The following is a 21,207-nucleotide window of genomic DNA, read 5'->3' as shown; positions in this document are numbered from 1 at the left end:
GCGCGTACTCGGTGCTCGACGGGACTGGAGACCGGTCGCTATCGCTCATACGACCATGTCAACGATTATCATACTAATGAGTTGCCACTATATACCTAAAACGTCACAGAGGGATTAACACGGAGTCACGAGGCCGTTTTCGGTCGTCGGCTCGCCTCGGCCGATCAGTCGTGTCCGGAGACCCGGACGGGCTCGTACGGCTCCTCCAGCCACTCGACGTCCGACCCGGAGAGGTCGATGTCGAGGGCCTCGACCGCGTCTTCCAGGTGTTCGACGCTGGTCGTTCCGACGATGGGAGTGTCGACCCACTCCTTGCGGAACAGCCACGCCAGCGCGATCTGCGCCATCTTCACCCCCTTCTCGTCGGCGAGCTCCGCGACGCGCTCGTTGACCGACGGACCGCCGCCCTCGCGGTAGGGGTGCTCGTAGAGGTGCTCTTCCGTCTCTCCGCGGAGCGTGGCGTCGACCGACTCGTGCGGTCGGGTGAGGTAGCCGCGCGCGAGCGGGCTCCACGGCATCACGCCGATCCCCTCCTTCTCGCAGAGTGGCAGCATCTCGCGCTCCTCCTCGCGGTACGCGAGGTTGTAGTGGTTCTGCATCGTCGCGAAGCGTTCGTATCCCTTGCGGTCGCTCGCGTGTAACGCCTCGGCGAACTGGTGGGCCCACATCGAGGAGGCGCCGATGTACCGCACGTCGCCGCGCCGGACGGCGTCGTCGAGCGCCGCCAGCGTCTCCTCGATCGGCGTGTCGTCGTCCCAGCGGTGGATCTGATAGAGGTCGATCGTGTCCATCCCGAGCCGGTCGAGGCTGTGCTGTAGCTCCTGTTCGATCGCCTTCCGCGAGAGCCCGCCCGAGTTCGGGTTCGACTCGTCCATCTGGAAGTACCCCTTCGTCGCGACGACCGTCTCCTCGCGGTGGCCCTCCAGCGCCTCGCCGAGGACGCGCTCCGACTCGCCGTTCGAGTACATGTTGGCGGTGTCGAAGAAGGTCACCCCGAGTTCGATGGCGCGTTCGACGATCGCTTTCCCCTCCTCCTCGTCGAGGACCCACTCGCGCCAGTCCGGGTCGCCGAAGCTCATGCAGCCGAGACAGATCTTCGACACGGTCGTGCCGGTGTCGCCGAGCGTGGTGTACTCCATACGGCGACCAGACAGACGCGGAGTAAAAAGGTATCTGCGCGGGTGAGATCGCCGCGGGGGCGATCTACTCGTTGCGGAACGACGCGGTGTACACGAGGAACGCGCCCGTCAGGATCACGAACGCCAGAAACGTCACGAGCGCGAGCACGTTCGCGACCGGGGCGAGAGTGTCGAGGAACGGCTGTCCGGTCGAGTCGAGAACGAGCACGGCGAGGAGGGCGGCGATCAGACCGAGGAGCCAGTTTGTGAGTATTTCGTCCACGGCTCTCCCCTCGTCGAGGGCGAGTAAAAAAGAGGGTGTTGTGGCTCGGCCCCGACCGTCCGGCCCACAGACCTACGTCGACCGCGCCCGTGAGGTAGTTCATGGGCGACCGACCGATTCAGTGGCTGCTCGGCGACCAGCTCAACCCGGAGCTCGACGCGCTCAACGACGCCGACGAGGTGCTGTTGATCGAGGCGCACGGCTTCGCCGATCGGAAGCCGTACCACGCCCACAAGCTGACGCTCGTCTTCTCCGCGATGCGCCACTTCCGTGACGAGCTCCGCGAGCGCGGTCACGACGTGACGTACCTACGGGCGGAGTCGTTCGGCGAGGGCCTCGACGAGTTCCTGGCCGATCGGTCCGATCCCGATATCCGGCTGATGCGCCCCGCGAGCCACGGCGCGGGCGAGCGCCTCCGCGGGCTCGTCGCCGAGCGAGGCGGGTCGTTGGAACTGCTCGACAACGAGCTGTTCTGGACGACGCCGAGCGACTGGCGCGAGTGGGCCACCGGACCGGAGGGAGGGTGGGAGGACGGGTCCCTGCTCGCCGACGACGGGACCGCCGAGCGCACGTACCGACAGGAGAGCTGGTACCGCCACGTCCGCCGCGAGACGGGCGTGCTGATGGACGGCGACGAGCCGGTCGGCGGCGAGTGGAACTACGACGACCTGAACCAAGAGACGCCGCCGGACGACTGGGAGCCGCCGGAGCGGCCGCGGTTCGAGCCCGACGAGCTCACCCGCGAGACGCACGCGTGGGTCCGCGACCGGTTCGACACGTGGGGCGAGGAGGCGCTGGACGGGTTCGCGTGGCCGGTCACCCGGGAAGAGGCCCGGGCGGCCCTCGACGCGTTCGTTCGGGAGCGGCTGCCGTCGTTCGGGCGGTACGAGGACGCGATGGTGACGGGCGAGCCGTTCCTCTCCCACTCCCTGCTCTCGGTGCCGATCAACCTCGGGCTCCTCGACCCGCGCGAACCGGTCCGGGCGGTGGAGGCCGCCTACGAGCGGCGCGGGGTCGAACCCGGAGAGTACGACCCCGACGACGACCCCGCGGCGGGCGGCGGCTCGGGGACGACGCTCGACGCGTTCGCCGCGGGGGGCGAGGGACGCGCCGGCGGTGCGGGGAGCGAGAGCGACGACCCCGACCGCCCGCCGGTCCCGCTCAACGCGGCCGAGGGGTTCGTCAGGCAGGTGATCGGCTGGCGGGAGTTCATGCGGCACGTCTACCGCGAGGCGATGCCGGAGCTGGCGGCGGCGAACCAGTTGGACCAGACCCGGGAGCTCCCGCCGGCGTACTGGGACGGCGACACCGACATGACCTGCCTGTCGGAGGCCGTCGGCCACGTCCGCGAGCACGGGTACGCCCACCACATCGAGCGGCTGATGCTGCTCTCGAACTTCGCGCTGATCTACGGGGCCGACCCCGCCGAGCTGAACGAGTGGTTCCACCTCGGCTTCGTCGACGCGTACCACTGGGTGACGACGCCGAACGTCGTCGCGATGGGGTCGTTCGGCACCGACGTGCTCTCCTCGAAGCCGTACGCCTCCTCGGGGAGCTACGTGAACCGGATGAGCGACCACTGCGCGTCGTGTCCGTACGCCGTCTCCCGGACGACGGGCGAGGGCGCGTGTCCGTTCAACGCCCTCTACTGGGACTTCCTGAAGGAGAACGAGGAGACGCTCCGCGGGACGGGGCGGATGGGACTGATGTACTCGCACGTCGACGGCAAGGACGACGAGGAGTGGGCCGCGATCCGCGAGCGGGCGGCCGCGGTCCGAGAGCTGGCGGCGAACGGAGAACTGTAGGAGGGTCGCCGCGACGTCGCGTCGGCGCTACTCGCCGCCCGCGAGCCGCTGCAGCCGGGGGAGCGCCTGTTCGTAGCCGAGTCCGACGACGCCGACGTACAGCGCGAGCAGTCCCATCCCGATCGCCCACGCGGCGAGCACGAGGTCGCCGCCGGAGGCCGCCGAGAGTCCGAACCGTTCGAGGACGACGCCGATCGCCGAGGCCGCGCCGGCCCCGACGACGACTGCGATGAGCTCAGCCAGTTCGACCGCGGCCGCGGGCAGTTCGACCATACCGGCCCGCCGTGGCCGCCGGATATTACTCTTTCGGGAGCGTCGCGAGGCGGCGGCGACCTGAGACGCGGGCGCCGATCGCCTGACTGCGGTCACTTGAGGCCGAACATCCGCATCGCCGAGTCGGCGACTCCCTTCGCGATCAGTCCGAGCCCCGCCAACAGGAGGGCGATTCCGCCGCCGACGACGGGGTCGTACGCGGTCAACAGCCCGACAGAGAGGAGGACGAGGAGGACGCCGACGATACCGGTGGATCCGAGCGTGTCGCGCATACCCGCCGATCGCCGCCGCCGGCGTTTAAAAAGGGCGTTTCCGCGCGGAGAGCGGCCCTTTTATTTCCGGGAGCGCGTATCACCGCGTACGCATGAGCAACGGAGACGGCGACGGTCGAAACGACCTCCGGATGCCCGACGACGACGAGGTGTTCGCGGAGGTCGTCGAGATGCTCGGCGCGAACCGGGTACGGGTCCGCTGTGCGGACGGGAAAGAGCGGACCGCGCGTATCCCCGGGCGGATGCAGAAGCGCGTCTGGATCCGCGAGGACGACATCGTCCTCGTCGAGCCGTGGGACTGGCAAGACGAGAAGGGCGACATCGCGTGGCGCTACGAGAAGAGCGAGGCGGAGCAGCTCCGCGAGGAAGGCCACCTGCAGTAGCGCGAGCGCGGGTCGACCGCGAAGCGAGCCGTCGGCCGCGTAACGGCGGCGCCGGCCCCGGAGCCGCCGGCACCGACGCGCCGCGGCGGCGACGAGCGACCGGCCTCCGCCGCACGGTTCTTAAGTCCGAACGGCCCCGAGCGAGCGTATGCTCCGGCTCGCGATGACGACCGACGCGGAGACGTTCGACCGGGTGCGGGAGCCGCTCGCGGACCGCGGCATCGCCGTCGAACACGTGCAGGCGAAAGAGCGGTCGCTCCGGGTCGCGGGCGGGGAGGGCGACGGGGGCCAGAGCGGGATCGAAGGGAACGACGCCGGGGAGTTCGACGGCTTCGACGTCGGCTTCGTCTATCCCGCGCGGCTGATGGAGGGGGCCGTGGTCGACGCGCGGCTGTCGGTGCCGTGGGTGAACGGCCGGGACGCCGTCCTCGCTTCGCGGAACAAGGCGGGCGCGCTCGCCGCGCTCGACGACGCGGGGCTCCCGACGCCGCGGACGACGCTGGTGTCGAACCCCGTCGACGAGGCGGTCGTCACCGAGGCGGTCTCGTCGTTCTCGTACCCCGTCGTCGTCAAGCCGAACTCCGCGACCCGGGGCGTCGGCGTCGCGACCGCCGGCGACCTCGACTCCCTGTTGGGGGTCGTCGACTACCTGAACCTCGTCCACGACTACCGCGCGACCGGCGACAAGTCCTACCTGATCCAGGAGTTCCTCCCCGACGCCCGCGACTACCGGGCGATGGTGGTCGACGGCGCCTACGCCGGCGCGGTGCGGCGAGAGCTCCCCGCGGACGCCAGAGAGCGGGGCCGGTGGAAGCACAACGTCCACCGCGGAGCCGAGGCGACCGGGGTCGACCTCCCCGAGCGCGCCCGGGAGCTGGCCGAACGGACCGCCGACGTCCTCGGGATCGACTACCTCGGCGTCGACCTGCTCGAGACCGACGACCGGCTCGTCGTCAACGAGACGAACGCGCGCCCGACGGTGGACGCGGCGACGAAGTACGAGCCCGGCTTCTACGACCGGCTCGCGGGGCTCGTCGAGCGGACGGCGGCGGGAGAGAACTGACCGGGAGACCGCGGCGACCCGCTATTCGAGGTCGATCGACGCGGAGTCGTCGTCGCGGTCGAACGTGACCTCGAGGACGCCGTTGTTGAACGTCGCGTTCGCCGAGTGCTCGTCGACGGGGACCGGGAGGTCGACGGTCTCGTCGTACTCCCGCCGGTCCGAAGCCGCCGAGATGGTGAGCGCCTCGCCGTCGCACTGCAGTGAGAGCTCCTCCTTCGAGACGGCCGGGAGGTCGGCGACGAGCCGCACACCGTCGTCGGTGGCGTACGCGTCGACGTGCGTCGCCGATCCGAAGCCGGCGTCCTCGGTGCCCGGTTCGCCGCCCGCCATCTCGTTCATCATCCGTTCGATCTCCTCGAAGAAGTCTCCGAACGGATCGTCACGGTCGTCTCTATCCATATCTCACGTGAGGGTGGTGACCCCGATAAGCCTTCTGTCGGCCGCCGTATTGGCCGGCACGGACCGGCGCCGCGCGCGGGCCGGCCCGGCGTCAGCGGCCGGAATCGAGACTGGGGATCGACACCGTACGTAACGAAATCGAACGATAGTGACTATCTCAGGCCGACTCGGTCGGATTTAAGTATCTGCGGCTCGGCTTTTTCGGATATGAGTAAATCATATCTCACTGCGGCCGAAGACGTGAGCGATGACGAGGTCGTGCGAGTCGGACTCAACGGGTTCGGTCGCATCGGGCGGAACGTGTTCCGCGCGGTGCTGGAGTCGCCGCGGATCGAGCTCGCCGGCGTCAACGACGTGATGGACTTCGACGACATGGCGTACCTCGCGAAGTACGACACCGTCATGGGCCGGCTCGACGGCGTCGAACGCGAGGGCGACTCGCTGACCATCGGCGGCACCTCGGTCCCGCTGTACAACGTGCAGGACCCCGCGGACCTCCCGTGGGACGAGCTCGACGTCGACGTCGCCTTAGAGTGCACGGGCGTCTTCCGGACGCGCGAGGACGCGAGCGCGCACCTCGACGGCGGCGCGGACACCGTGATCATCTCGGCGCCGCCGAAGGGCGAGAAGCCGGTCAAACAGCTCGTCTACGGCGTCAACCACGACGAGTACGACGGGGACGACGTGATATCGAACGCCTCCTGTACGACGAACTCCATCACGCCGGTCGCGAAGGTGCTCGACGCGGAGTTCGGCATCGACGCCGGCACCCTCACCACCGTCCACGCGTACACCGGCTCGCAGGCCCTCATCGACGGCCCGAAGGCGAAGACGCGCCGCGGGCGCGCGGCCGCCGAGAACATCGTGCCGACCTCGACGGGCGCGGCCGGCGCGGCGCAGCAGGTCCTCCCGCAGTTGGAGGGGAAGATCGACGGGATGGCGATGCGCGTCCCGGTCGCGAGCGGCTCGATCACCGAGTTCGTCGTCAGCCTCGACGAGACCGTCACCGCGGAGGAGGTCAACGCGGCCTTCCGCGACGCCGCCGACTCCGGCCCGCTCGCGGGCGTGCTGGGCTACACCGACGACGAGGTCGTCTCCAGCGACATCGTCGGGCTCCCGTTCTCCAGCTACGTCGACCTCGGGTCGACGAACGTCATCGCCGGCGGGAAGCTCCTGAAGATCCTCACCTGGTACGACAACGAGTACGGCTTCTCGAACCGGATGCTCGACATGGCCGCGTACGTCCGCGACGAGGCGTAAGCGGCAAACGTCCCGCCTCTCTCCAAAGACGCCGCGCGTCCCACGGAATAGCCCCGGCGGCGACGTTGCCCCGAAGGACCACCGCTTAAATATCTCATCGACGACCGTTCACCCATGCCCGCCTTCGACACCATCGACGACCTCCCGGCAGACTCGCGCGTCCTCGTTCGGCTCGACCTCAACTCGCCGATCGAGGACGGAGAACCGCAGGACAACCGCCGCTTCGGGCGCCACGCGGAGACGGTCCGCGAACTCGCCGAGGCGGGCCACCGCGTCGTCTGTATGGCCCACCAGGGGCGCCCCGGCCGCGACGACTTCACGTCGCTGTCGGGCCACGCCGCGATCCTCGCCGAGCACGTCGGCCGCGACGTCGCCTTCGTCGCGGACACGTACGGGGAGACGGCGCTGGACGCGATCGATGATCTCGACGCGGGCGAGGCCCTCCTGCTGGAGAACACCCGGATGTGCGACGACGAACTCCCCGAAGAATCGCCCGAGGAGAAGGCCGAGACCGAGTTCGTTCGGACGCTCGCGCCGCGCTTCGACGCGTACGTCAACGACGCGTACTCCGCGGCCCACCGGAAGCACGCCTCGCTGGTCGGCTTCCCGCTCGCGCTCCCCGCGTACGCCGGGCGAGTGATGGAGACGGAGTACGAGGCCAACACCGCCATCGCGACCCGCGAGTTCGACGGGCCGGTGACGATGGTCGTCGGCGGGACGAAGGCGACCGACGTGATCGGCGTGATGGACGCCTTAGACGACCGCGTCGACCGGTTCCTCCTGGGCGGCGTCGCCGGCGAGCTCTTCTTGCGCGCCGCGGGCCACCCGGTCGGGCGCGACGTGGGAGGGATGGACCTCTTCGACGAGCAGTGGGAGGGGAACCGCGAGCTGATCGAGTCGGTGCTCGACGAGCGCGGAGACGCGATCCACCTCGCGACGGACCTCGCGTACGAGGGGCCGGACGGCGACCGCGCGGAGGTCGCCGTCGACGAGATCGACGAGAAGACCGCGGGGTACCTCGACGTGGGGTCGGAGACGGTCGCGGCCTACGAGCCGCTCATCCGCGAGTCCGGCGCGGTGTTCGTGAAGGGGGCGCTCGGCGTCTTCGAGGACGAGCGGTTCGCCGACGGCACCGTGGGCGTGCTCGAAGCCATCGCCGAGACCGACTGCTTCTCCGTCGTCGGCGGCGGGGACACGTCGCGCGCCATCGAGATGTACGGCCTGAACGAGGCCGACTTCTCGCACGTCTCCATCGCGGGCGGGGCGTACATCCGCGCGCTGACGGGCGAACCGCTGCCGGCCGTGGAGGTCCTGGAGGCGGCGGCCGAGCGGCAGTAGGGCGGGCCGGGGTTCCGCCCTCGCGGTCGAACTACTCCTCGTTGAGGTCGAGGTCGAACTGCTCGTTCTCCGTCACCGCGTTGAGCACGACGCTCGTGTTCGACTCGCGGATGTCGGCGTCGGTGAGGATCGACTTGATCTGGTCGTTCATCCCGTCCGTGTCGGTGAACTTACCGATGGCGATCACGTCGTAGTCGCCCGTGACCTCGTAGACGCTCACCATCTGTTTCTCCTGGCGGAGCTTCTCCGTGACGTCGGGGAGCGCGCTTCCTTCGACCTTCAGCTGGAGCACGGCGGTCACGTCGTAGCCGAGTTTGTCGTAGTCGACGATGGGTGTGTACCCCCGGATCACGCCCTCGTCCTCGAGATCTCGGAGGTGGTTCGAGACGGTCGTCACTGACACGTCGAGCTCGTCTCCGAGGCTCCGGAGGCTCGCGCGGCCGTTGCTGAGAAGGGAGTTGACGAGTTTGGCGTCGAGGTTTTCGTACGTCATCACACCTAACCATGCGTTCGGGGGTTTATAATTTTACGAACGTCCAGCAGTATTGCCGGACTGGCGGTTCATGCACCAAGCGATAAGGCCTTTATACTGGCAGATAACTAACGAAGCGTCCAGAACATGACGGACGAACACGCGAAACCAGACGGCGGCCTCACGGCCGAAGAACAGGCGGTACTCGACGAGATCGATGAGAAAAACGTCGACTTCCTGCGGCTCCAGTTCACCGACATCCTCGGGGTCGTGAAGAACGTCTCCGTGCCGGCCCACCAAGCGGAGAAGGCGTTCACCGAGGGGATCTACTTCGACGGCTCCTCGATCGAGGGGTTCGTTCGGATCCAGGAGTCGGACATGCGGCTCGTTCCCGACCCCGACACGTTCGCGGTACTCCCGTGGCGGCGCGACGAGAACGGCTCCGCCGCCGCCCGGCTCATCTGCGACATCGTCGACACCGACGGCGAGCCGTTCGTCGGCGGCCCGCGTCAGGTGCTGAAGAGCGTCCTCGCCGAGGCCGAGGAGATGGGGTACTCCGTCTCCATCGGTCCCGAGCCGGAGTTCTTCCTGTTCGAGAAGGACGACGACGGCAACGCGACGACGATCCCTCACGACAACGGCGGCTACTTCGACCTCGCGCCGAAGGACCTCGCGTCCGACGTGCGCAAGGAGATCATCTTCACGTTAGAGGAGATGGGCTTCGAGATCGAGGCCTCCCACCACGAGGTCGCCGAGGGCCAACACGAGATCAACTTCAAGTACGCCGACGCGCTCACGACCGCGGACAACATCGCGACGTTCCGCGCCGTCGTCCGCGCGGTCGCCGAGCAGCACGACCTCCACGCGACGTTCATGCCCAAGCCGATCGCCGATATCAACGGCTCGGGGATGCACAGCCACATCTCGCTGTTCGACGAGGACGGCAACGCCTTCGCCGACGACGACGACGAGTTCAACCTGAGCGAGACCGCCTACCAGTTCATGGGCGGTATCCTGAACCACGCGAAGGCGTTCACGGCCGTGACGAACCCGACCGTGAACTCCTACAAGCGCCTGGTGCCCGGCTACGAGGCGCCGATCTACGTCGCCTGGTCCGACACGAACCGCTCGGCGCTCGTCCGCGTCCCGGACGCGGCGGGCGTCTCCGCGCGCTTCGAGGTCCGCAGCCCCGACCCGTCCTGTAACCCCTACCTCGGGATGGCGTCGCTCATCGCCGCCGGGCTCGACGGGATCAAGACCGACGCGGACCCGGGCGACCCGGTCCGCGAGGACATCTACGAGTTCGACGACGAGAAGCGTCAGGAGTACGGCATCGATACGCTGCCGCCGAACCTCGGCTCCGCCGTCGAGGAGCTGGAGACGGACGAGGTGCTCCAGGAGGCGCTCGGCCCGCACACCTCCGAGAAGTTCGCCGAGGCGAAGTCTCAGGAGTTCAGCGAGTACCTCACCCAAGTGTCGCAGTGGGAGGAGGACCGGTACCTCGAGACGTTCTGAGATAGCCGGCGTCCGCCGCTTCGGATCTCCGTTCTCTTTCAGTTGTTCTCGTTCGACCAGTCGCTCGCGTTACGGTCCGGCCGGACCGCGCCGAGTCGCGCCGGCAGCGCCGGGACGGCGACGACGGCGACGACCGCCGCGGTCGTCGCGGCCAGCGTGACGACGAGCGAGTCGGCGAGCGCGTACGCGCCGACCCAGAGCGCGCCGGTGACGGCGAGCGCCGGGACCGCGATCCGGACCGGAACCGCCGGTTCGTCTCCGGTGACGAGCCGCCAGCCCGCCGCGCCCCCGATCCCGGTAGCGATGCCGATGCCCGCCTCGACGACCTCCTCGGCGTTTCCGTCGGCGAGCGCGACGCCGACCGCCGCGAGCGAAACGACCGCGGCCAACAGGAACGCCGGGGTGGGGTCAAGCTCGGCGGTCGGCTCGCGACTCACCGAGGACGGACCGCCGCGGAACCGAGGGTCGCCGGCGAGCCACAGCGCGACGGCGACGACGACCGCGCCGAGGAGGAGGCCGGCGAGCACGTCGACGAGGTAGTGTACTTCGATTACCACCCGGGAGGCGGCGACGGCGACGGCGATGGCAACGGCCGCGAGCAGGCGCCTCCCGTCGGTCGACGCGCGGTCGTACACCAGCGCCAGCGCGAGGTACGCCGCCGCGCCGCCGGTGGCGTGGCCGCTCGGGAAGCCGAAGCCGTCGGAGAGCACCTGCGCCTCGTACCACCCGACGAGCAGGCCGGGGAGCCACGTCGGCACGTCGGCCGGTCCCATCGCGCCCGGGGGTCGGGGGACAGCGAACCACGCCTTGCCGAGTGCGACGGCGGCGTACGCACAGGTGACCGCGGCGATGGCGGTCGCGCCGGCGCGGCGCGGCGAGGCCGCGAGCCGATCGCCCGCGAACCAGTAGCCGACCGCCAACAGCCCGAAGAGGAACCACGGGTCCGCGAGGTGGGTGACGGCCGCGAAGACGACGACGACTATCTCGGGGAGCGCGTCGACGAGGGCGGCCTCGCCGAGCCCGCGCTCCGCGGAGACGAGTCCGGTCATGGCCGAGTACTCACTTCAGTCGTCGCCCCGGTCGCGGGCGTAGTCGAGCGCCTTCCCGGGCGTTTCGAGCAGGTTGAGACCGATGCCGACGATGATGAAGAGCGTGTACAGTCCGAGCGTCGACAGGCCGAGGATGAGCATCGCCGCGATGGCGTAGAGCCCGTCGAGAAAGGAGAACGCGCCGAGTATCAGCACCGTCCCGTACAGCAGCACGAGATACGGTCCCCAGCCGCGGGCGTGGCCGCGTCGCATCCGGGACCGGACGTAGCGTTTCAGCTCCGACTCCACCGCGGGCTTGTCGACGGTGCGCCGCTCGACGTCGTCCTCGAACTCGTCGAACTCCGCCCGCAGTCGCCCGACTTCCTCTTGAAGCGCCGCCACGTCCGGCGCGCCCGCCGGCCGTCCCTCGTCGCCGGCGTCGCCCGCGCCGTCCGACTCGCCGTTCATACCCGTGGGTCGGTCGCGGTCGTGTTGTAACTGCCGGTCCGCGGCGTGGTCGATCGCGGCCGATCCGCGTCCGAGGCCGGCGCCGCTCGCGGGGGGCGCCCCGTCTCGACCGGCCAGCACGACGTTGACCACCCCGCCGACCACGACGACGACGGCGGCGAGGTAGAGCCACGTGACGAGCAGGAGAACGCCGCCGATGACGCCGTACACCTGAAACTGCCCGGCGCTCGCGGCGTACACCTGAAAACCGGCCTGCAGCAGCGTCCAGCCGACCGCGGCGACGACTGCGCCGGGCAGCGCCTCCCGGATCCCGATGCGGGGCTGGGGAAGCAGGTAGTACATCGGGAGGAAGACGATGGCGAGAAAGCCGGGCAACGCGAAGATGCCGGCCACCTCTACCGCCGGGACCGCGTCGACGGCCGCGATGGTCGCGCCGACGACGAACATCACGCCGATACCGACGCCGACCGCGAGGACGACCGAGGCGGCGTCGGTGAGCTGTTTGGCGAAATCCGGCGGCTCCTTGATGCCGTACAGCTCGGCGAACGCCGTATCGAGGCCGCGGAACACCTTCAGCGTCGACCAGAGCAGCACCGCGACGCCGAGCACGCTCGCACCGGTCCGTCCGCCCGCGGAGGAGATCGCACCGGTGACGGCCTCCTGACCGGCGGGCGTAAGGAAATCCCCGGCGCTCGCGACCAACTCGTTGGCGATCACCTCGCCGAAGGCGGCGGTCGCGACGACCACGAGCAGCAGGAGCGCGGGGATCAGCGAGACGAACGCGTAGTAGGCGATCGCGGCGGCGAGGAACGTCACCTGTCGGTCGATCGCGACGTCGATGACGCCTCGGACCGTACCGAAGGCGGTCGAGTGTCTGGGCACGCTCTCCGGTTCGGCCGATGGCGACAAAAGCGAGGGGGATGCCGCCGAGACCCGAAAGCGACCGGGCGAGTCAGCTCGCGGCGTCGCCGTCCGCGTCGGCCGCGTCGTCGGCCCCGTCCCCCAGAACCGCCGCCCGCATCTCGGGGATCGACGCCGTGCTCTTGACCGCGGTCCCGCGGTAGTGGGCGCGGCTGGCCTCGTGGCCGGCCCCCCGCAGCCGGTCGACGAACGCCTCCATGCCGATGGCGGGCTCGCCCCACTCCTTGTACAGCCGGTGCTGGTCGTAGTGCGTGGGGGTGTCGATCTCGCGGGCGACCGTCCCGAGCAGTTTCCGGGCGCGCTTCGCCTCGCCCATGTCGTCGGTGACGCGGCGCCGGACCGCGCGGGCGAAGTCGGCGTCGGCGACGGCTCCCAGCCACAGCGGTCCGGCCGTGAGCACGCGGTCGCTCCCGCAGACGGGGCAGGTCTCGGCGGGATCGGCGATCAGGCCGCGGGTCGGCTCGCGCCAGAGGCAGTCCTCGCAGTGGTCGACGTAGCCGAGGTCGTCGATACAGGCGTCGGCCGCCCGGGCGCCGGACTCCAGTTCGAGGTAGGTCCGCGCGTAGTGGCGCGAGACGTGCGAGACGATCGGGCGGGCCGCCTTGTCGTAGCGCGCCGCCGTCCGCACCAACGCGGAGATCAGCGTCCGGAGCCCCATCTCCGGGTGGTAGTCGGTGTTCCTCGGCACGGCGCCGTACTTCCGGATCCCGCTGTTGAGGTGCGCGCCGCACAGCGGCGCGGTGTCGGTCGCCGTGACGCAGACGAGGTTGCGGGCGTTCGCGAGCGCGGCGTCCGCGAAGGGTATCGGCGTCCCGTACGGGTCGAGGTCGACGACGTCGAAGACGTTCTCGTACAGCAGCGCGTTGACGTCGCGGTGAACCGCCTCCCCGTCGAGGTCGTTGGCGGCGAGGTTCTCGGCCGCGAGGTCGACCGCGTCCGGGTCGACGTCGGCACAGGTGACGTCGTACCCCTCCGCGGCGGCGCGGACCCCCCGGATCCCCGAGGCGGCCATCGCGTCGAGGTACGAGGCCGCGCGCGGCTCCCGCTCGCGGTACGCGCGCAGCACCGCGACCGTGACGTCGCGGTTCAGCTCTTGGGTCGGGTTGAAGAAGACCCCGCCGCCGGTACCCTCGCTAGCCCCGTCGCGGGCCTCGGGGACGGAGACGGTGAGACCGCCCTCCTCGATGTCCATACCTCGGGTTCGGCCATCCCGCACAAAAGGACCGCGCTCCACCGGTGACCCCGCGATCGGGGTTCTCGCTTCCCTCCAAACGCCGCCGCCGCCGTGAAGCGGGGCTTTTAGCCCGCCACGCGGATACGTAGACACACTGATGTACGCTACGTTCAACCGAGACCCGGACGGCCGTCCGACGTGCGACTGCGACGCGACCGCGGAGGCGGATCGTGGATGGTGAGTCCGGCCCGCGTCGACGCGCTCACCGACCTCGCGTACGGCGCACTGATCGTCCTGTCGATCGTCCTCATCGCCACGCTGAACGTCAACGACATCGGCGTCGCGTTCGGGATCGGGGTGTTCGCCTCCTACGTGGTCCACGTCGTCTGGAAGATGGCCCGGTTCGATCCCGACTGGATGACGCGGGAGGTCGCCGATCAGGTCGGCAAAGAGGTGGAGAAGAGCGTCGGCGACACCGTCAATAAAGAGGTGGAAAAGACCGTCGGCGACACCGTCAATAAAGAGGTGGAAAAGACCGTCGGCGACACCGTCAGTAAGGAGGTCGAGAAGACCGTCGGCGACACCGTCAGCAAGGAGATCGAAAAGAGCGTCGGCGAGACCGTCGGCAAGGAGGTCGAGAAGACCGTCGGCGAAAAGGTCGAAGAGACCGTCGAGAAGACCGTCGGTGACACCGTCAACAAGGAGGTCAGCGAGGTCGCAGACGACGTCAGCGACACCGTCAGCGAGGAGGTAACGGGGAAAGTCGAGGAAACGGTGGGCGAGACGGTCGAGAAGACCGTCGGCGAAAAGGTCGAAGAGACCGTCGAGAAGACCGTCGGCGAAAAGGTCGAAGAGACAGTCGAGGAGACCGTCGAGAAGACCGTCGGCGAAAAGGTCGAAGAAACCGTCGAGGAGACCGTCGGCGAAAAGGTCGAAGAAACCGTCGAGAAGGCCGTCGGCGAGAAAGTCGAAGAGACCGTCGAAGAAACCGTCGACGAAAAGGTCGAAGAAACCGTCGAGGAAAAGGTCGAAGAAACAACCGACGAAAAGATCGACGAAACAGGCGACGAAAAGATCGACGAAACCGCCGAGGATCAGGACGGCGACGACGTCGACTATCGACGCGGCGACTCGTAGCCCCGACCGACAGAGCGACTGAACGACACCCCCTCCCCTACCCCCCTTCTGAATGCGTAATTTAGAACCGTCTTTATTGAGCAATCCGAAGGCAATAAACCGTGACGCCCGTTATTGGTAGTATAAGCATGGGCCAGCACGACTTGGATCGGAGTCTCGGGTTGTACCCGACGATGATGATCAGCATGGGTGCGATGATCGGGAGCGGGATCTTCGTGCTGCCGGCTCTGGGATACAAGAAGGCCGGGCCGGCGGTGATCCTCGCCTACGTGCTGGCCGCGCTCGTCGTGTTGCCGGCCGCGTTGTCGAAGGCCGAGATGGCGACGGCGATGCCGGAGTCCGGGGGGACGTACCTCTACATCGACCGGGCGCTCGGCCCGTTGTTCGGGACGATCGCCGGGGTCGGGGCGTGGTTCTCGCTGGTGTTCAAGAGTTCGTTCGCGCTCGTCGGACTCGGCGCGTACCTGCTGCTGTTCGCGCCGCTCTCGCAGGGCGCGGTGGTGTACGTCGCGCTGGCGCTGGCGGTGCTGGTCGTCGCTCTGAACGTCTCAGGGACGAAGATGAGCGGTGGGATACAAGCGGTCATCGTCACGCTGGTCGTCGCGGGACTGCTCGCGTACGTCGTCAACGCCGGCTTCGCGATCGACGCCGCGAAGTACACGCCGTTCAGCACCGACGGGAACCGGGGCGTCATCACGGCCGCCGCCTTCGTCTTCGTCTCGTACGCGGGCGTCACGAAGATCGCGAGCGTCGCCGAGGAAGTGAAAGACCCCGGGAAGAACCTCCCGCGCGCGATGCTCGGTTCCATGGCCGTCATGACGGTCCTGTACATCGCGGTCGTCGGCGCGATCATCGGCCTGAGCGACCCGAACGTGCTGAAAACGGGCGGACCCGGCGGGACGGCGTCGCTCACGCCGATGGCGGACGGCGCGGGCGCGCTCCTCGGCGGCGCCGGCGTGCTGTTCATCTCCGTGATCGCCGTCGTCGCGCTCACGAGCATGGCGAACGCCGGCGTGCTCTCCTCCTCGCGATTCCCGCTCGCGATGAGCCGCGACGACCTCCTCCCGCCCGCGCTCCAGACCATCGACTCGCGGTTCAAGACCCCGCGGAACTCCGTGCTCCTCACCGGGCTCGTGTTGGTTCTGCTCATCGCGTTCGTCCCGGTGATCGAGCTGGCGAAGCTGGCGAGCGCGTTCCAGATCCTCGTCTTCTCGATCATCAACGTCTCGCTGATCGCGTTCCGGGAGGCCGACCTGCCGGCGTATCAGCCCGAGTTCACCGCACCCGGCTACCCGTTCGTCCAATTGTTCGGGTTCGTCGCCGGTATCGCCCTGCTCACGCAGATGGGGACCGTCCCCATTCTCGGCGCGGTCGCGATCATCTTCGGGAGCGCCCTCGTCTACTTCGCGTACGGACGGCCCAGGACGGACCGAACCGGAGCGATCGGGACGATCCTCCGGGCCCGTCGCGGCGAGGAAGACGACGGCATCGCCTCGACGGAACCGAAGTGAGCGAGCGACTGAGGACGACCGGTCGGGACGCCGCCCGAGACTGGGTCAGTAGTCCCTGTTGACCAAGATCACCGGATCGCCGGTTTCGTTCGCGATCCGGTCCGCCAGCGTGCCGAAGATGCGGTCGCCGAGCCTGGACTCCGGCTCGTACATCACGACCGCGTCGTACTCGGCCGCGGTCCGGAGGATCTCCTCGTCGTGCTCGTCGCCGTCGACGACCAGCGTGTCGACCGCGTCGGCGTCGAACCCGTCCCCGATCAGGCGCTCGCGGGTCTCCGCGACGACGGCCTCCCCGTCCTCGCGAGACTGTCCGCCTTCGACGACGTGGAACAGGGTGATACGCTGCGTCGAGTCCTCGCTCAGGACCCGGATGAACCTCGGAAGTCGGTCGAGCTCGGCGACGTCCGGCAGCGGCACGAGGATCCGTCCGATCCCCTCGGTCGGAGCGGGGTCGAGCTCGGCGACGCACCCCTCCTCGGCCGCGACCTGCTGGATCGCGGCCGCCCGGTCCTTCCCGAATACCAACCGCGTCCGGACGGACGCGCCGGCGTCCGCGAACGCGCCCGCGACCTCGTCGAGCGTCGCCTGCGCGGCCTCGCCGAACTGCTCGCGCGCCGAACTGGCCGGCGTCTGCTCGGGGAGGTCGTAGTGGCCGAGGATGACGACCGAGAGCGAGGACAGGTCCTCGATCAGCACCGGCGACAGGGGCTCGGGGTCAGGGAGTTCGAGCGGAACGAGGATCGTGTCTGCCATGCCTCCCCGTTGCGGACCCAGAATAATAAACGGGGAGACTCACGACATCGCCGACGGTGTCTCGTCCTCGTCGACGAGGAACGCGTCGAGGATGTCTCCCTCGGACGACTCCTTCGGTAGCACGGTCACCACGTCGTCCGGCCGGATCGTCGTGTCGTCGACCGGGTGGATGATCGATCCGTCGCGCTCGATCGAAGTCACGATGGCGTCGCTCGACAGAATGCCGTTAGCCTTCGCCTCCGACGGAGAGTGATCCACGATCGGCGCGTCGTCGGTGACGCAGACCTCGATCACGGCGCTGCCGTCCGCGAGCGTGACGGTGTCGGTGACCACGGACCGTTTGGAGTCGTCGGAGAGGAACCGCGAGTACGGGGTGTGTAGCTCCGTCTGGAGCAGTTCCTCGTCTTCGATCCGAATTTCGAGCCCCGAGAGCGCGCGCGCGATCTCACGGAGGTCGCTCGTCTCCTCGCCGACCGCGACCACCTGCAGGTCCCGACGACCCGCCATCAGCACGCGAACGTTGATCACGCCCGGAATGGACCGGGCCGCGAGCGCCAAGCGTTCCCGCTCGTCGGCGGGGACGGTACACATGAACACCGAGGTGAGTCGGCCGCCGGCCTGCTCGAAGTCGACGATGGCCGTGTAGCCGCGGATCACGCCCGCCTCTTCGAGGCGCTCGATCCGGTTCCGGACCGTTCCCGCCGAGACGTTCATGCCGTCCGCGATCATCGGCGCAGAGGTGTTCCGGGCGTCCGACATCAGCGCGTGGATGATCTGCCGGTCGATGTCGTCGAGGTGATGACTCACGGCGGATCGTCCCCCGTGCCGGTCGAAACCGGACCGTGCCGTCGAGCGCTCTTCATACCGTAACGTAGCTGCCAGAGTGTGATATGGCTTACTCACGCGACCGTCGCGGGACGGGGCGGCCGCTACCGAGAGAACAGCGACCTCAATAAGAGACCGACCGCGGGGAAGCGCCGTTACTCGTTACCGAACATCTGGCGCTTGTTAAGCCTAAACGTCTTAATATATGGACTGAGTTAGGCAATATGCGATGAACGTCGACGACGCTAGCAACACACAAAACAAGCTCGATCGGCAGTGGACACTGCTTGAAGAGAGCGATATCGACGGATCCGACCGAAAGGCGATTCACGATTTCGTTCGCATGGAGCGACAGGGGAATCAGGACAGGGCCTCCAACACGCTGTACCGGGATCTCAGTAGTCTTCGAAATGCCTCCGACCGGGCCGCAGTCCCCCTCGTCGAGATGGACCGATCCGACTACCGCGACCTCATTCGGACCCTCACCAAGCCGAAAGACTAGGACGGGTACGGGCTCGAACCCAACGGAAGCGGTGTGAGGGGATACAAGGCGGCTATCAAAGTCTTCTTCGAGTGGCTGGACGACGAACCGGAGTACGGGGAGTTCAGCTTCTACGAGGGAATCGACACGCCCTCCCAGAGCATCAGCCGTGTCAACGAAGACGAGATCCTCAAACCCGAGGACATCGAAGCGCTGAAACAGCACACTAAGAACCACCGAGACCCGGCACTCATCGAGTTCTTGGTCGACAGTTGCGCTCGCGCCTCCCTGGCTCTTCAGCTTCGAGTCAAGGACATCCACGACCTCAACACTAAACGTCCCTACTTCACTCCGAACCCGAACGGATCCAGTCACAAGGGCGCGCCGGACAGGCGGTACCCGATCCTCCAGAGCAGTGCCGAACTCCGTACCTGGCTCAACCAGAACCATCCCGATCCGCGGGATGAATCCCCCCTCTGGCCGGTCCTCCGGAACTACGACTACGACAACCCGGAGGAGTGTGCCCTCAGTACCGACGCGTTGCGCAGCATGCTCAATATCTGCGCCGACCGTGCCGACATCGAGAAGCCGGTGAACCCCCACAACTTCCGACACACCGGAATCACCCGCCTGTCCCGAGAGGGACTCCAGCCCCAGCAGATCCAACACATCGCCGGCTGGAACGACGACCGAATGCTCCAAGCCTACGACCACACGACCGACCGGCAGCGGAACGAGAAGATCCGCGTCGAGACTGGATACGTTGAGGAAGCAGACGACGGCACCGGCCCGTCGAAGCCGAAGACGTGTGGTAACTGTCGCGAGACCCTCAAACCGACCGCCCAATTCTGTCCGCGGTGCGGTGCTCCCGCCGACCGGAAGACCGAAGACGCCATCGACGAGCAGGACAATCGAATCATCGAGTCTGCCGCACAGGCCGACACAGAGCTCGCCAGTGCCGTGCTGGAGTTCCGGCAACTCCTCAACGACTCGCCCCGGCTCCGGCGCGAGCTGCTCGACGTGTGAGCAGCTCACTGGTCTTCCCCACCGTCGGTTAGTGCGATAGCTTTCTCAGCGTCTTCTGAGATCGGTAAGTCAGAATCGGCGAGTTCAGAGAACGTATCGAAATGGGTCTCAATGAGCTCTTCGACTGAAGTCTGTTCGTCACGCTGTGCTGCTGGGTCCGCGTTATCGTGGGATTCGGTCATGTTGTCCGTTTGGTGCCGGGCGATCCCGGTCGACGTACACGGACAGGCTCACCAATGAGAGGATTCTCGACGAAAACCCCGAAACAGCTTTATTAGTCGAAAATCGACTCATAGTTAGCCGGCAACGGTTAGCTGTCATGGCTGGCCTGTCCGGTCGCAAGTTTGCTTCAGATGTCGGCGGATTCCTTGGCCGGGGCCTGCCGACATCGCCTGATACAACGTTGAACGCTGCGTATCGTAGGACCGGGCTGTTCCCGGTCTCGTGCGTGGCTTCTGGCCGACTACCGTACTCATGGCCGCTGGCCGTGAGTTGAGTCGGGTGTCCTCCACGCTTGTCTAGACGAGTGGCCGCCACCGATAAAATTATTCCGGCACACAGAGAACAGACGATTAGGTGGATTTCGACTTGTATGAGTGACGATGAGCAAGACAAAGACCGGGGACTGTTCACGGGTGGCGAAGGAGCCGACGACAACGACGACCTCCCCAGCGAATCGCTTTTAGATCCTGTTGACCGTCCACGCGGTATTCTCTCTCCGACTGACAGAGAGTACCTTTGTGGCCTGAAAGACTATAGCCACGACCAGACAGTACTTAATCGCCGCCAGGCGATACGAGAGCGAACTATCGAGGGGATCCGTGATTTCAATCTGCTCTGGCTCCTGCTAGAGCAGACGGAATGGGAGAAGGTCATGGAGGCGTTCGATACCGAGGAACTCAACACTGCCTTCTCATCGATACTGGCGTTCATGTACATCGGAATCGACCAAGACACCGGCCGAATGAGACAGATATTGGAGCGTGGCCTCTACCTCGGTGCCAACTACGACACGTCTGGTCGGTGGTCGGAGAGGGCAAACACCGTTAACGTGGATATCGATATCGAATACGAGCCCAACGTCGATCAGCTCTACGAGAGAGTACAAGACGGTGAAGGCGGACAGTTGACCCCTGGAGAGATTGGTGCGTTAGTTAAGGCCGGAAAGCTCGACCCCGCAGACCTCGAAGAGCTTGAAGGCACAAATGAAGCGTTTCCAGGTGTTTACGCCGGTGGAACAGTTGAGTCGAACCAACACGAAGACACTGACGCGTGACTCAGCGTCAGAGCCTATCCCTTGCCATGTTCCAGTCACGGTGACCTCAGTTACTCCAAGCCGAGATCGAAATTTTGACGTGTCTGCTAAAATCATCAACCGCTGACAGTGTCGGCGTGCAAGATACAGAGGATACAGTCAGCACGAGAACTGAGTTATTCCATCCACCTGAATCAGCCGACAGAATACGCTTACATATTGATCACCGAAATTTCGGTTAGCCGAGCGAATTAAAACTTGATCCGGTAGCCATCATTATCATTCTTTTGATCAAGAATAAGGTGGCTGAGGTGCCCAATAAAGAAAGATATTGCCACGATCGGTGAAAGAACGAACCTAAATGAATGCAACATGGTATTTCGAAGCAAATTATAAGTCAATGCTGCCAATCCTAAACCCACTAATCCCCGGTCGTGTTAACTTAAG

The 21,207-nt window shown here is 66.8% G+C and carries 22 protein-coding genes; 11 read left to right on the top strand and 11 right to left on the bottom strand.

The window, feature by feature from the left end:
* Nucleotides 1–164: 164 nt before the first annotated feature.
* Both DJ74_RS16850 and DJ74_RS16845 read right to left on the bottom strand, forming a co-directional pair.
* On the bottom strand, nucleotides 165–1,139 hold the full coding sequence (locus tag DJ74_RS16850; RefSeq protein WP_094528000.1) for an aldo/keto reductase: 975 nt from the start codon (nucleotides 1,137–1,139) through the stop codon (nucleotides 165–167).
* A 64-nt stretch (nucleotides 1,140–1,203) separates the two neighbouring features.
* A complete protein-coding gene (locus DJ74_RS16845; RefSeq protein ID WP_094521984.1) occupies nucleotides 1,204–1,401 on the bottom strand; it encodes a hypothetical protein in 198 nt (65 codons plus the stop codon).
* Nucleotides 1,402–1,502: 101 nt separating this feature from the next.
* Between DJ74_RS16845 and DJ74_RS16840 the strand changes: the two genes are divergently transcribed.
* Nucleotides 1,503–3,206, top strand: coding sequence for a cryptochrome/photolyase family protein (locus DJ74_RS16840; protein WP_094527999.1), 1,704 nt, complete (start codon nucleotides 1,503–1,505; stop codon nucleotides 3,204–3,206).
* Between the two features lie 27 nt (nucleotides 3,207–3,233).
* On the opposite strand, the gene DJ74_RS16835 is transcribed toward DJ74_RS16840, so the two are convergent.
* Both DJ74_RS16835 and DJ74_RS16830 read right to left on the bottom strand, forming a co-directional pair.
* Entirely contained in the window at nucleotides 3,234–3,479 is a 246-nt protein-coding gene (locus DJ74_RS16835; protein WP_094527998.1) for a hypothetical protein, read from the bottom strand.
* Between the two features lie 92 nt (nucleotides 3,480–3,571).
* Nucleotides 3,572–3,751 carry a hypothetical protein gene (locus DJ74_RS16830; RefSeq protein WP_094521981.1) on the bottom strand — a complete coding sequence of 60 codons (180 nt, stop codon included), beginning with the start codon at nucleotides 3,749–3,751 and terminating at the stop codon, nucleotides 3,572–3,574.
* A 92-nt stretch (nucleotides 3,752–3,843) separates the two neighbouring features.
* Between DJ74_RS16830 and eif1A the strand changes: the two genes are divergently transcribed.
* Both eif1A and DJ74_RS16820 read left to right on the top strand, forming a co-directional pair.
* Entirely contained in the window at nucleotides 3,844–4,134 is a 291-nt protein-coding gene (gene eif1A / locus DJ74_RS16825) for a translation initiation factor eIF-1A (protein WP_094527997.1), read from the top strand.
* 148 nt (nucleotides 4,135–4,282) lie between these two features.
* Entirely contained in the window at nucleotides 4,283–5,197 is a 915-nt protein-coding gene (locus DJ74_RS16820) for a RimK family alpha-L-glutamate ligase (protein WP_094527996.1), read from the top strand.
* Nucleotides 5,198–5,218: 21 nt separating this feature from the next.
* Here DJ74_RS16820 and DJ74_RS16815 read toward each other — a convergent pair whose 3' ends face one another.
* Nucleotides 5,219–5,596, bottom strand: a complete 378-nt coding sequence (locus DJ74_RS16815; protein ID WP_094521978.1) for an Hsp20/alpha crystallin family protein — start codon at nucleotides 5,594–5,596, stop codon at nucleotides 5,219–5,221.
* A gap of 207 nt (nucleotides 5,597–5,803) precedes the next feature.
* Here DJ74_RS16815 and gap point away from each other — a divergent pair, with 207 nt between their 5' ends.
* Nucleotides 5,804–6,856 (top strand): type I glyceraldehyde-3-phosphate dehydrogenase, encoded by a 1,053-nt coding sequence (gene gap / locus DJ74_RS16810; RefSeq protein WP_094521977.1) that lies wholly within the window; start codon nucleotides 5,804–5,806, stop codon nucleotides 6,854–6,856.
* 114 nt (nucleotides 6,857–6,970) lie between these two features.
* A complete protein-coding gene (locus tag DJ74_RS16805; protein WP_094527995.1) occupies nucleotides 6,971–8,194 on the top strand; it encodes a phosphoglycerate kinase in 1,224 nt (407 codons plus the stop codon).
* A 31-nt stretch (nucleotides 8,195–8,225) separates the two neighbouring features.
* Here DJ74_RS16805 and lrp read toward each other — a convergent pair whose 3' ends face one another.
* Complete coding sequence (gene lrp / locus DJ74_RS16800) at nucleotides 8,226–8,687, bottom strand: HTH-type transcriptional regulator Lrp (RefSeq protein WP_094521975.1); 462 nt, start codon at nucleotides 8,685–8,687, stop codon at nucleotides 8,226–8,228.
* Nucleotides 8,688–8,813: 126 nt separating this feature from the next.
* On the opposite strand from lrp, the gene glnA reads away from it, so the two are divergent.
* A complete protein-coding gene (glnA, locus tag DJ74_RS16795) occupies nucleotides 8,814–10,181 on the top strand; it encodes a type I glutamate--ammonia ligase (RefSeq protein WP_094521974.1) in 1,368 nt (455 codons plus the stop codon).
* 38 nt (nucleotides 10,182–10,219) lie between these two features.
* On the opposite strand, the gene DJ74_RS16790 is transcribed toward glnA, so the two are convergent.
* The 3 genes from DJ74_RS16790 to DJ74_RS16780 all read right to left on the bottom strand — a co-directional run bounded on the left by DJ74_RS16790 (nucleotide 10,220) and on the right by DJ74_RS16780 (nucleotide 13,790).
* Nucleotides 10,220–11,230, bottom strand: coding sequence for a phosphatase PAP2 family protein (locus tag DJ74_RS16790; RefSeq protein WP_094521973.1), 1,011 nt, complete (start codon nucleotides 11,228–11,230; stop codon nucleotides 10,220–10,222).
* A 15-nt stretch (nucleotides 11,231–11,245) separates the two neighbouring features.
* Nucleotides 11,246–12,559, bottom strand: a complete 1,314-nt coding sequence (locus DJ74_RS16785; protein WP_094527994.1) for a YihY/virulence factor BrkB family protein — start codon at nucleotides 12,557–12,559, stop codon at nucleotides 11,246–11,248.
* A 70-nt stretch (nucleotides 12,560–12,629) separates the two neighbouring features.
* On the bottom strand, nucleotides 12,630–13,790 hold the full coding sequence (locus DJ74_RS16780; RefSeq protein WP_094527993.1) for a tRNA (guanine(26)-N(2))-dimethyltransferase: 1,161 nt from the start codon (nucleotides 13,788–13,790) through the stop codon (nucleotides 12,630–12,632).
* Between the two features lie 216 nt (nucleotides 13,791–14,006).
* Here DJ74_RS16780 and DJ74_RS16775 point away from each other — a divergent pair, with 216 nt between their 5' ends.
* Both DJ74_RS16775 and DJ74_RS16770 read left to right on the top strand, forming a co-directional pair.
* Nucleotides 14,007–14,909, top strand: a complete 903-nt coding sequence (locus DJ74_RS16775) for a hypothetical protein (protein WP_094528001.1) — start codon at nucleotides 14,007–14,009, stop codon at nucleotides 14,907–14,909.
* A gap of 128 nt (nucleotides 14,910–15,037) precedes the next feature.
* Nucleotides 15,038–16,420, top strand: coding sequence for an APC family permease (locus DJ74_RS16770; protein ID WP_094521970.1), 1,383 nt, complete (start codon nucleotides 15,038–15,040; stop codon nucleotides 16,418–16,420).
* Between the two features lie 45 nt (nucleotides 16,421–16,465).
* Here the strand turns inward: DJ74_RS16770 and DJ74_RS16765 are convergent, their stop codons facing one another.
* Both DJ74_RS16765 and DJ74_RS16760 read right to left on the bottom strand, forming a co-directional pair.
* On the bottom strand, nucleotides 16,466–17,173 hold the full coding sequence (locus DJ74_RS16765) for a universal stress protein (protein WP_094521969.1): 708 nt from the start codon (nucleotides 17,171–17,173) through the stop codon (nucleotides 16,466–16,468).
* Nucleotides 17,174–17,212: 39 nt separating this feature from the next.
* Nucleotides 17,213–17,980: an Lrp/AsnC family transcriptional regulator gene (locus tag DJ74_RS16760; RefSeq protein WP_094521968.1), complete on the bottom strand. Its 768-nt coding sequence runs from the start codon at nucleotides 17,978–17,980 to the stop codon at nucleotides 17,213–17,215.
* A gap of 247 nt (nucleotides 17,981–18,227) precedes the next feature.
* On the opposite strand from DJ74_RS16760, the gene DJ74_RS16755 reads away from it, so the two are divergent.
* The 3 genes from DJ74_RS16755 (at nucleotide 18,228) to DJ74_RS16745 (ending at nucleotide 20,781) form a co-directional block, all read left to right on the top strand.
* A complete protein-coding gene (locus tag DJ74_RS16755) occupies nucleotides 18,228–18,500 on the top strand; it encodes a hypothetical protein (RefSeq protein WP_094527992.1) in 273 nt (90 codons plus the stop codon).
* Between the two features lie 33 nt (nucleotides 18,501–18,533).
* The gene (locus tag DJ74_RS16750) at nucleotides 18,534–19,505 is read left to right on the top strand and encodes a site-specific integrase (protein WP_094527991.1); all 972 of its coding nucleotides are present in this window, start codon (nucleotides 18,534–18,536) and stop codon (nucleotides 19,503–19,505) included.
* A gap of 592 nt (nucleotides 19,506–20,097) precedes the next feature.
* Complete coding sequence (locus DJ74_RS16745; RefSeq protein WP_094527990.1) at nucleotides 20,098–20,781, top strand: hypothetical protein; 684 nt, start codon at nucleotides 20,098–20,100, stop codon at nucleotides 20,779–20,781.
* Nucleotides 20,782–21,207: the final 426 nt, after the last annotated feature.

This window comes from Halorubrum sp. Ea8, from assembly GCF_002252925.1.
Taxonomy (GTDB): Archaea; Halobacteriota; Halobacteria; order Halobacteriales; family Haloferacaceae; genus Halorubrum.
The sequence above is the reverse complement of the archived record's forward strand: the minus strand, read 5'-3'. Positions and strand labels throughout refer to the sequence as shown.

Bases quoted from the DNA above. Each gene is read 5' to 3' on its own strand.
- DJ74_RS16780 (WP_094527993.1), bottom strand. From the start codon at position 13,790: ATGGACATCGAGGAGGGCGGTCTCACCGTCTCCGTCCCCGAGGCCCGC.
- DJ74_RS16850 (WP_094528000.1), bottom strand. From the start codon at position 1,139: ATGGAGTACACCACGCTCGGCGACACCGGCACGACCGTGTCGAAGATC.
- DJ74_RS16840 (WP_094527999.1), top strand. From the start codon at position 1,503: ATGGGCGACCGACCGATTCAGTGGCTGCTCGGCGACCAGCTCAACCCG.
- DJ74_RS16820 (WP_094527996.1), top strand. From the start codon at position 4,283: ATGCTCCGGCTCGCGATGACGACCGACGCGGAGACGTTCGACCGGGTG.
- DJ74_RS16775 (WP_094528001.1), top strand. From the start codon at position 14,007: ATGGTGAGTCCGGCCCGCGTCGACGCGCTCACCGACCTCGCGTACGGC.
- gap (WP_094521977.1), top strand. From the start codon at position 5,804: ATGAGTAAATCATATCTCACTGCGGCCGAAGACGTGAGCGATGACGAG.
- lrp (WP_094521975.1), bottom strand. From the start codon at position 8,687: ATGACGTACGAAAACCTCGACGCCAAACTCGTCAACTCCCTTCTCAGC.
- DJ74_RS16830 (WP_094521981.1), bottom strand. From the start codon at position 3,751: ATGCGCGACACGCTCGGATCCACCGGTATCGTCGGCGTCCTCCTCGTC.
- glnA (WP_094521974.1), top strand. From the start codon at position 8,814: ATGACGGACGAACACGCGAAACCAGACGGCGGCCTCACGGCCGAAGAA.
- eif1A (WP_094527997.1), top strand. From the start codon at position 3,844: ATGAGCAACGGAGACGGCGACGGTCGAAACGACCTCCGGATGCCCGAC.
- DJ74_RS16745 (WP_094527990.1), top strand. From the start codon at position 20,098: ATGAGTGACGATGAGCAAGACAAAGACCGGGGACTGTTCACGGGTGGC.
- DJ74_RS16765 (WP_094521969.1), bottom strand. From the start codon at position 17,173: ATGGCAGACACGATCCTCGTTCCGCTCGAACTCCCTGACCCCGAGCCC.
- DJ74_RS16835 (WP_094527998.1), bottom strand. From the start codon at position 3,479: ATGGTCGAACTGCCCGCGGCCGCGGTCGAACTGGCTGAGCTCATCGCA.
- DJ74_RS16790 (WP_094521973.1), bottom strand. From the start codon at position 11,230: ATGACCGGACTCGTCTCCGCGGAGCGCGGGCTCGGCGAGGCCGCCCTC.
- DJ74_RS16755 (WP_094527992.1), top strand. From the start codon at position 18,228: ATGAACGTCGACGACGCTAGCAACACACAAAACAAGCTCGATCGGCAG.
- DJ74_RS16770 (WP_094521970.1), top strand. From the start codon at position 15,038: ATGGGCCAGCACGACTTGGATCGGAGTCTCGGGTTGTACCCGACGATG.
- DJ74_RS16815 (WP_094521978.1), bottom strand. From the start codon at position 5,596: ATGGATAGAGACGACCGTGACGATCCGTTCGGAGACTTCTTCGAGGAG.
- DJ74_RS16805 (WP_094527995.1), top strand. From the start codon at position 6,971: ATGCCCGCCTTCGACACCATCGACGACCTCCCGGCAGACTCGCGCGTC.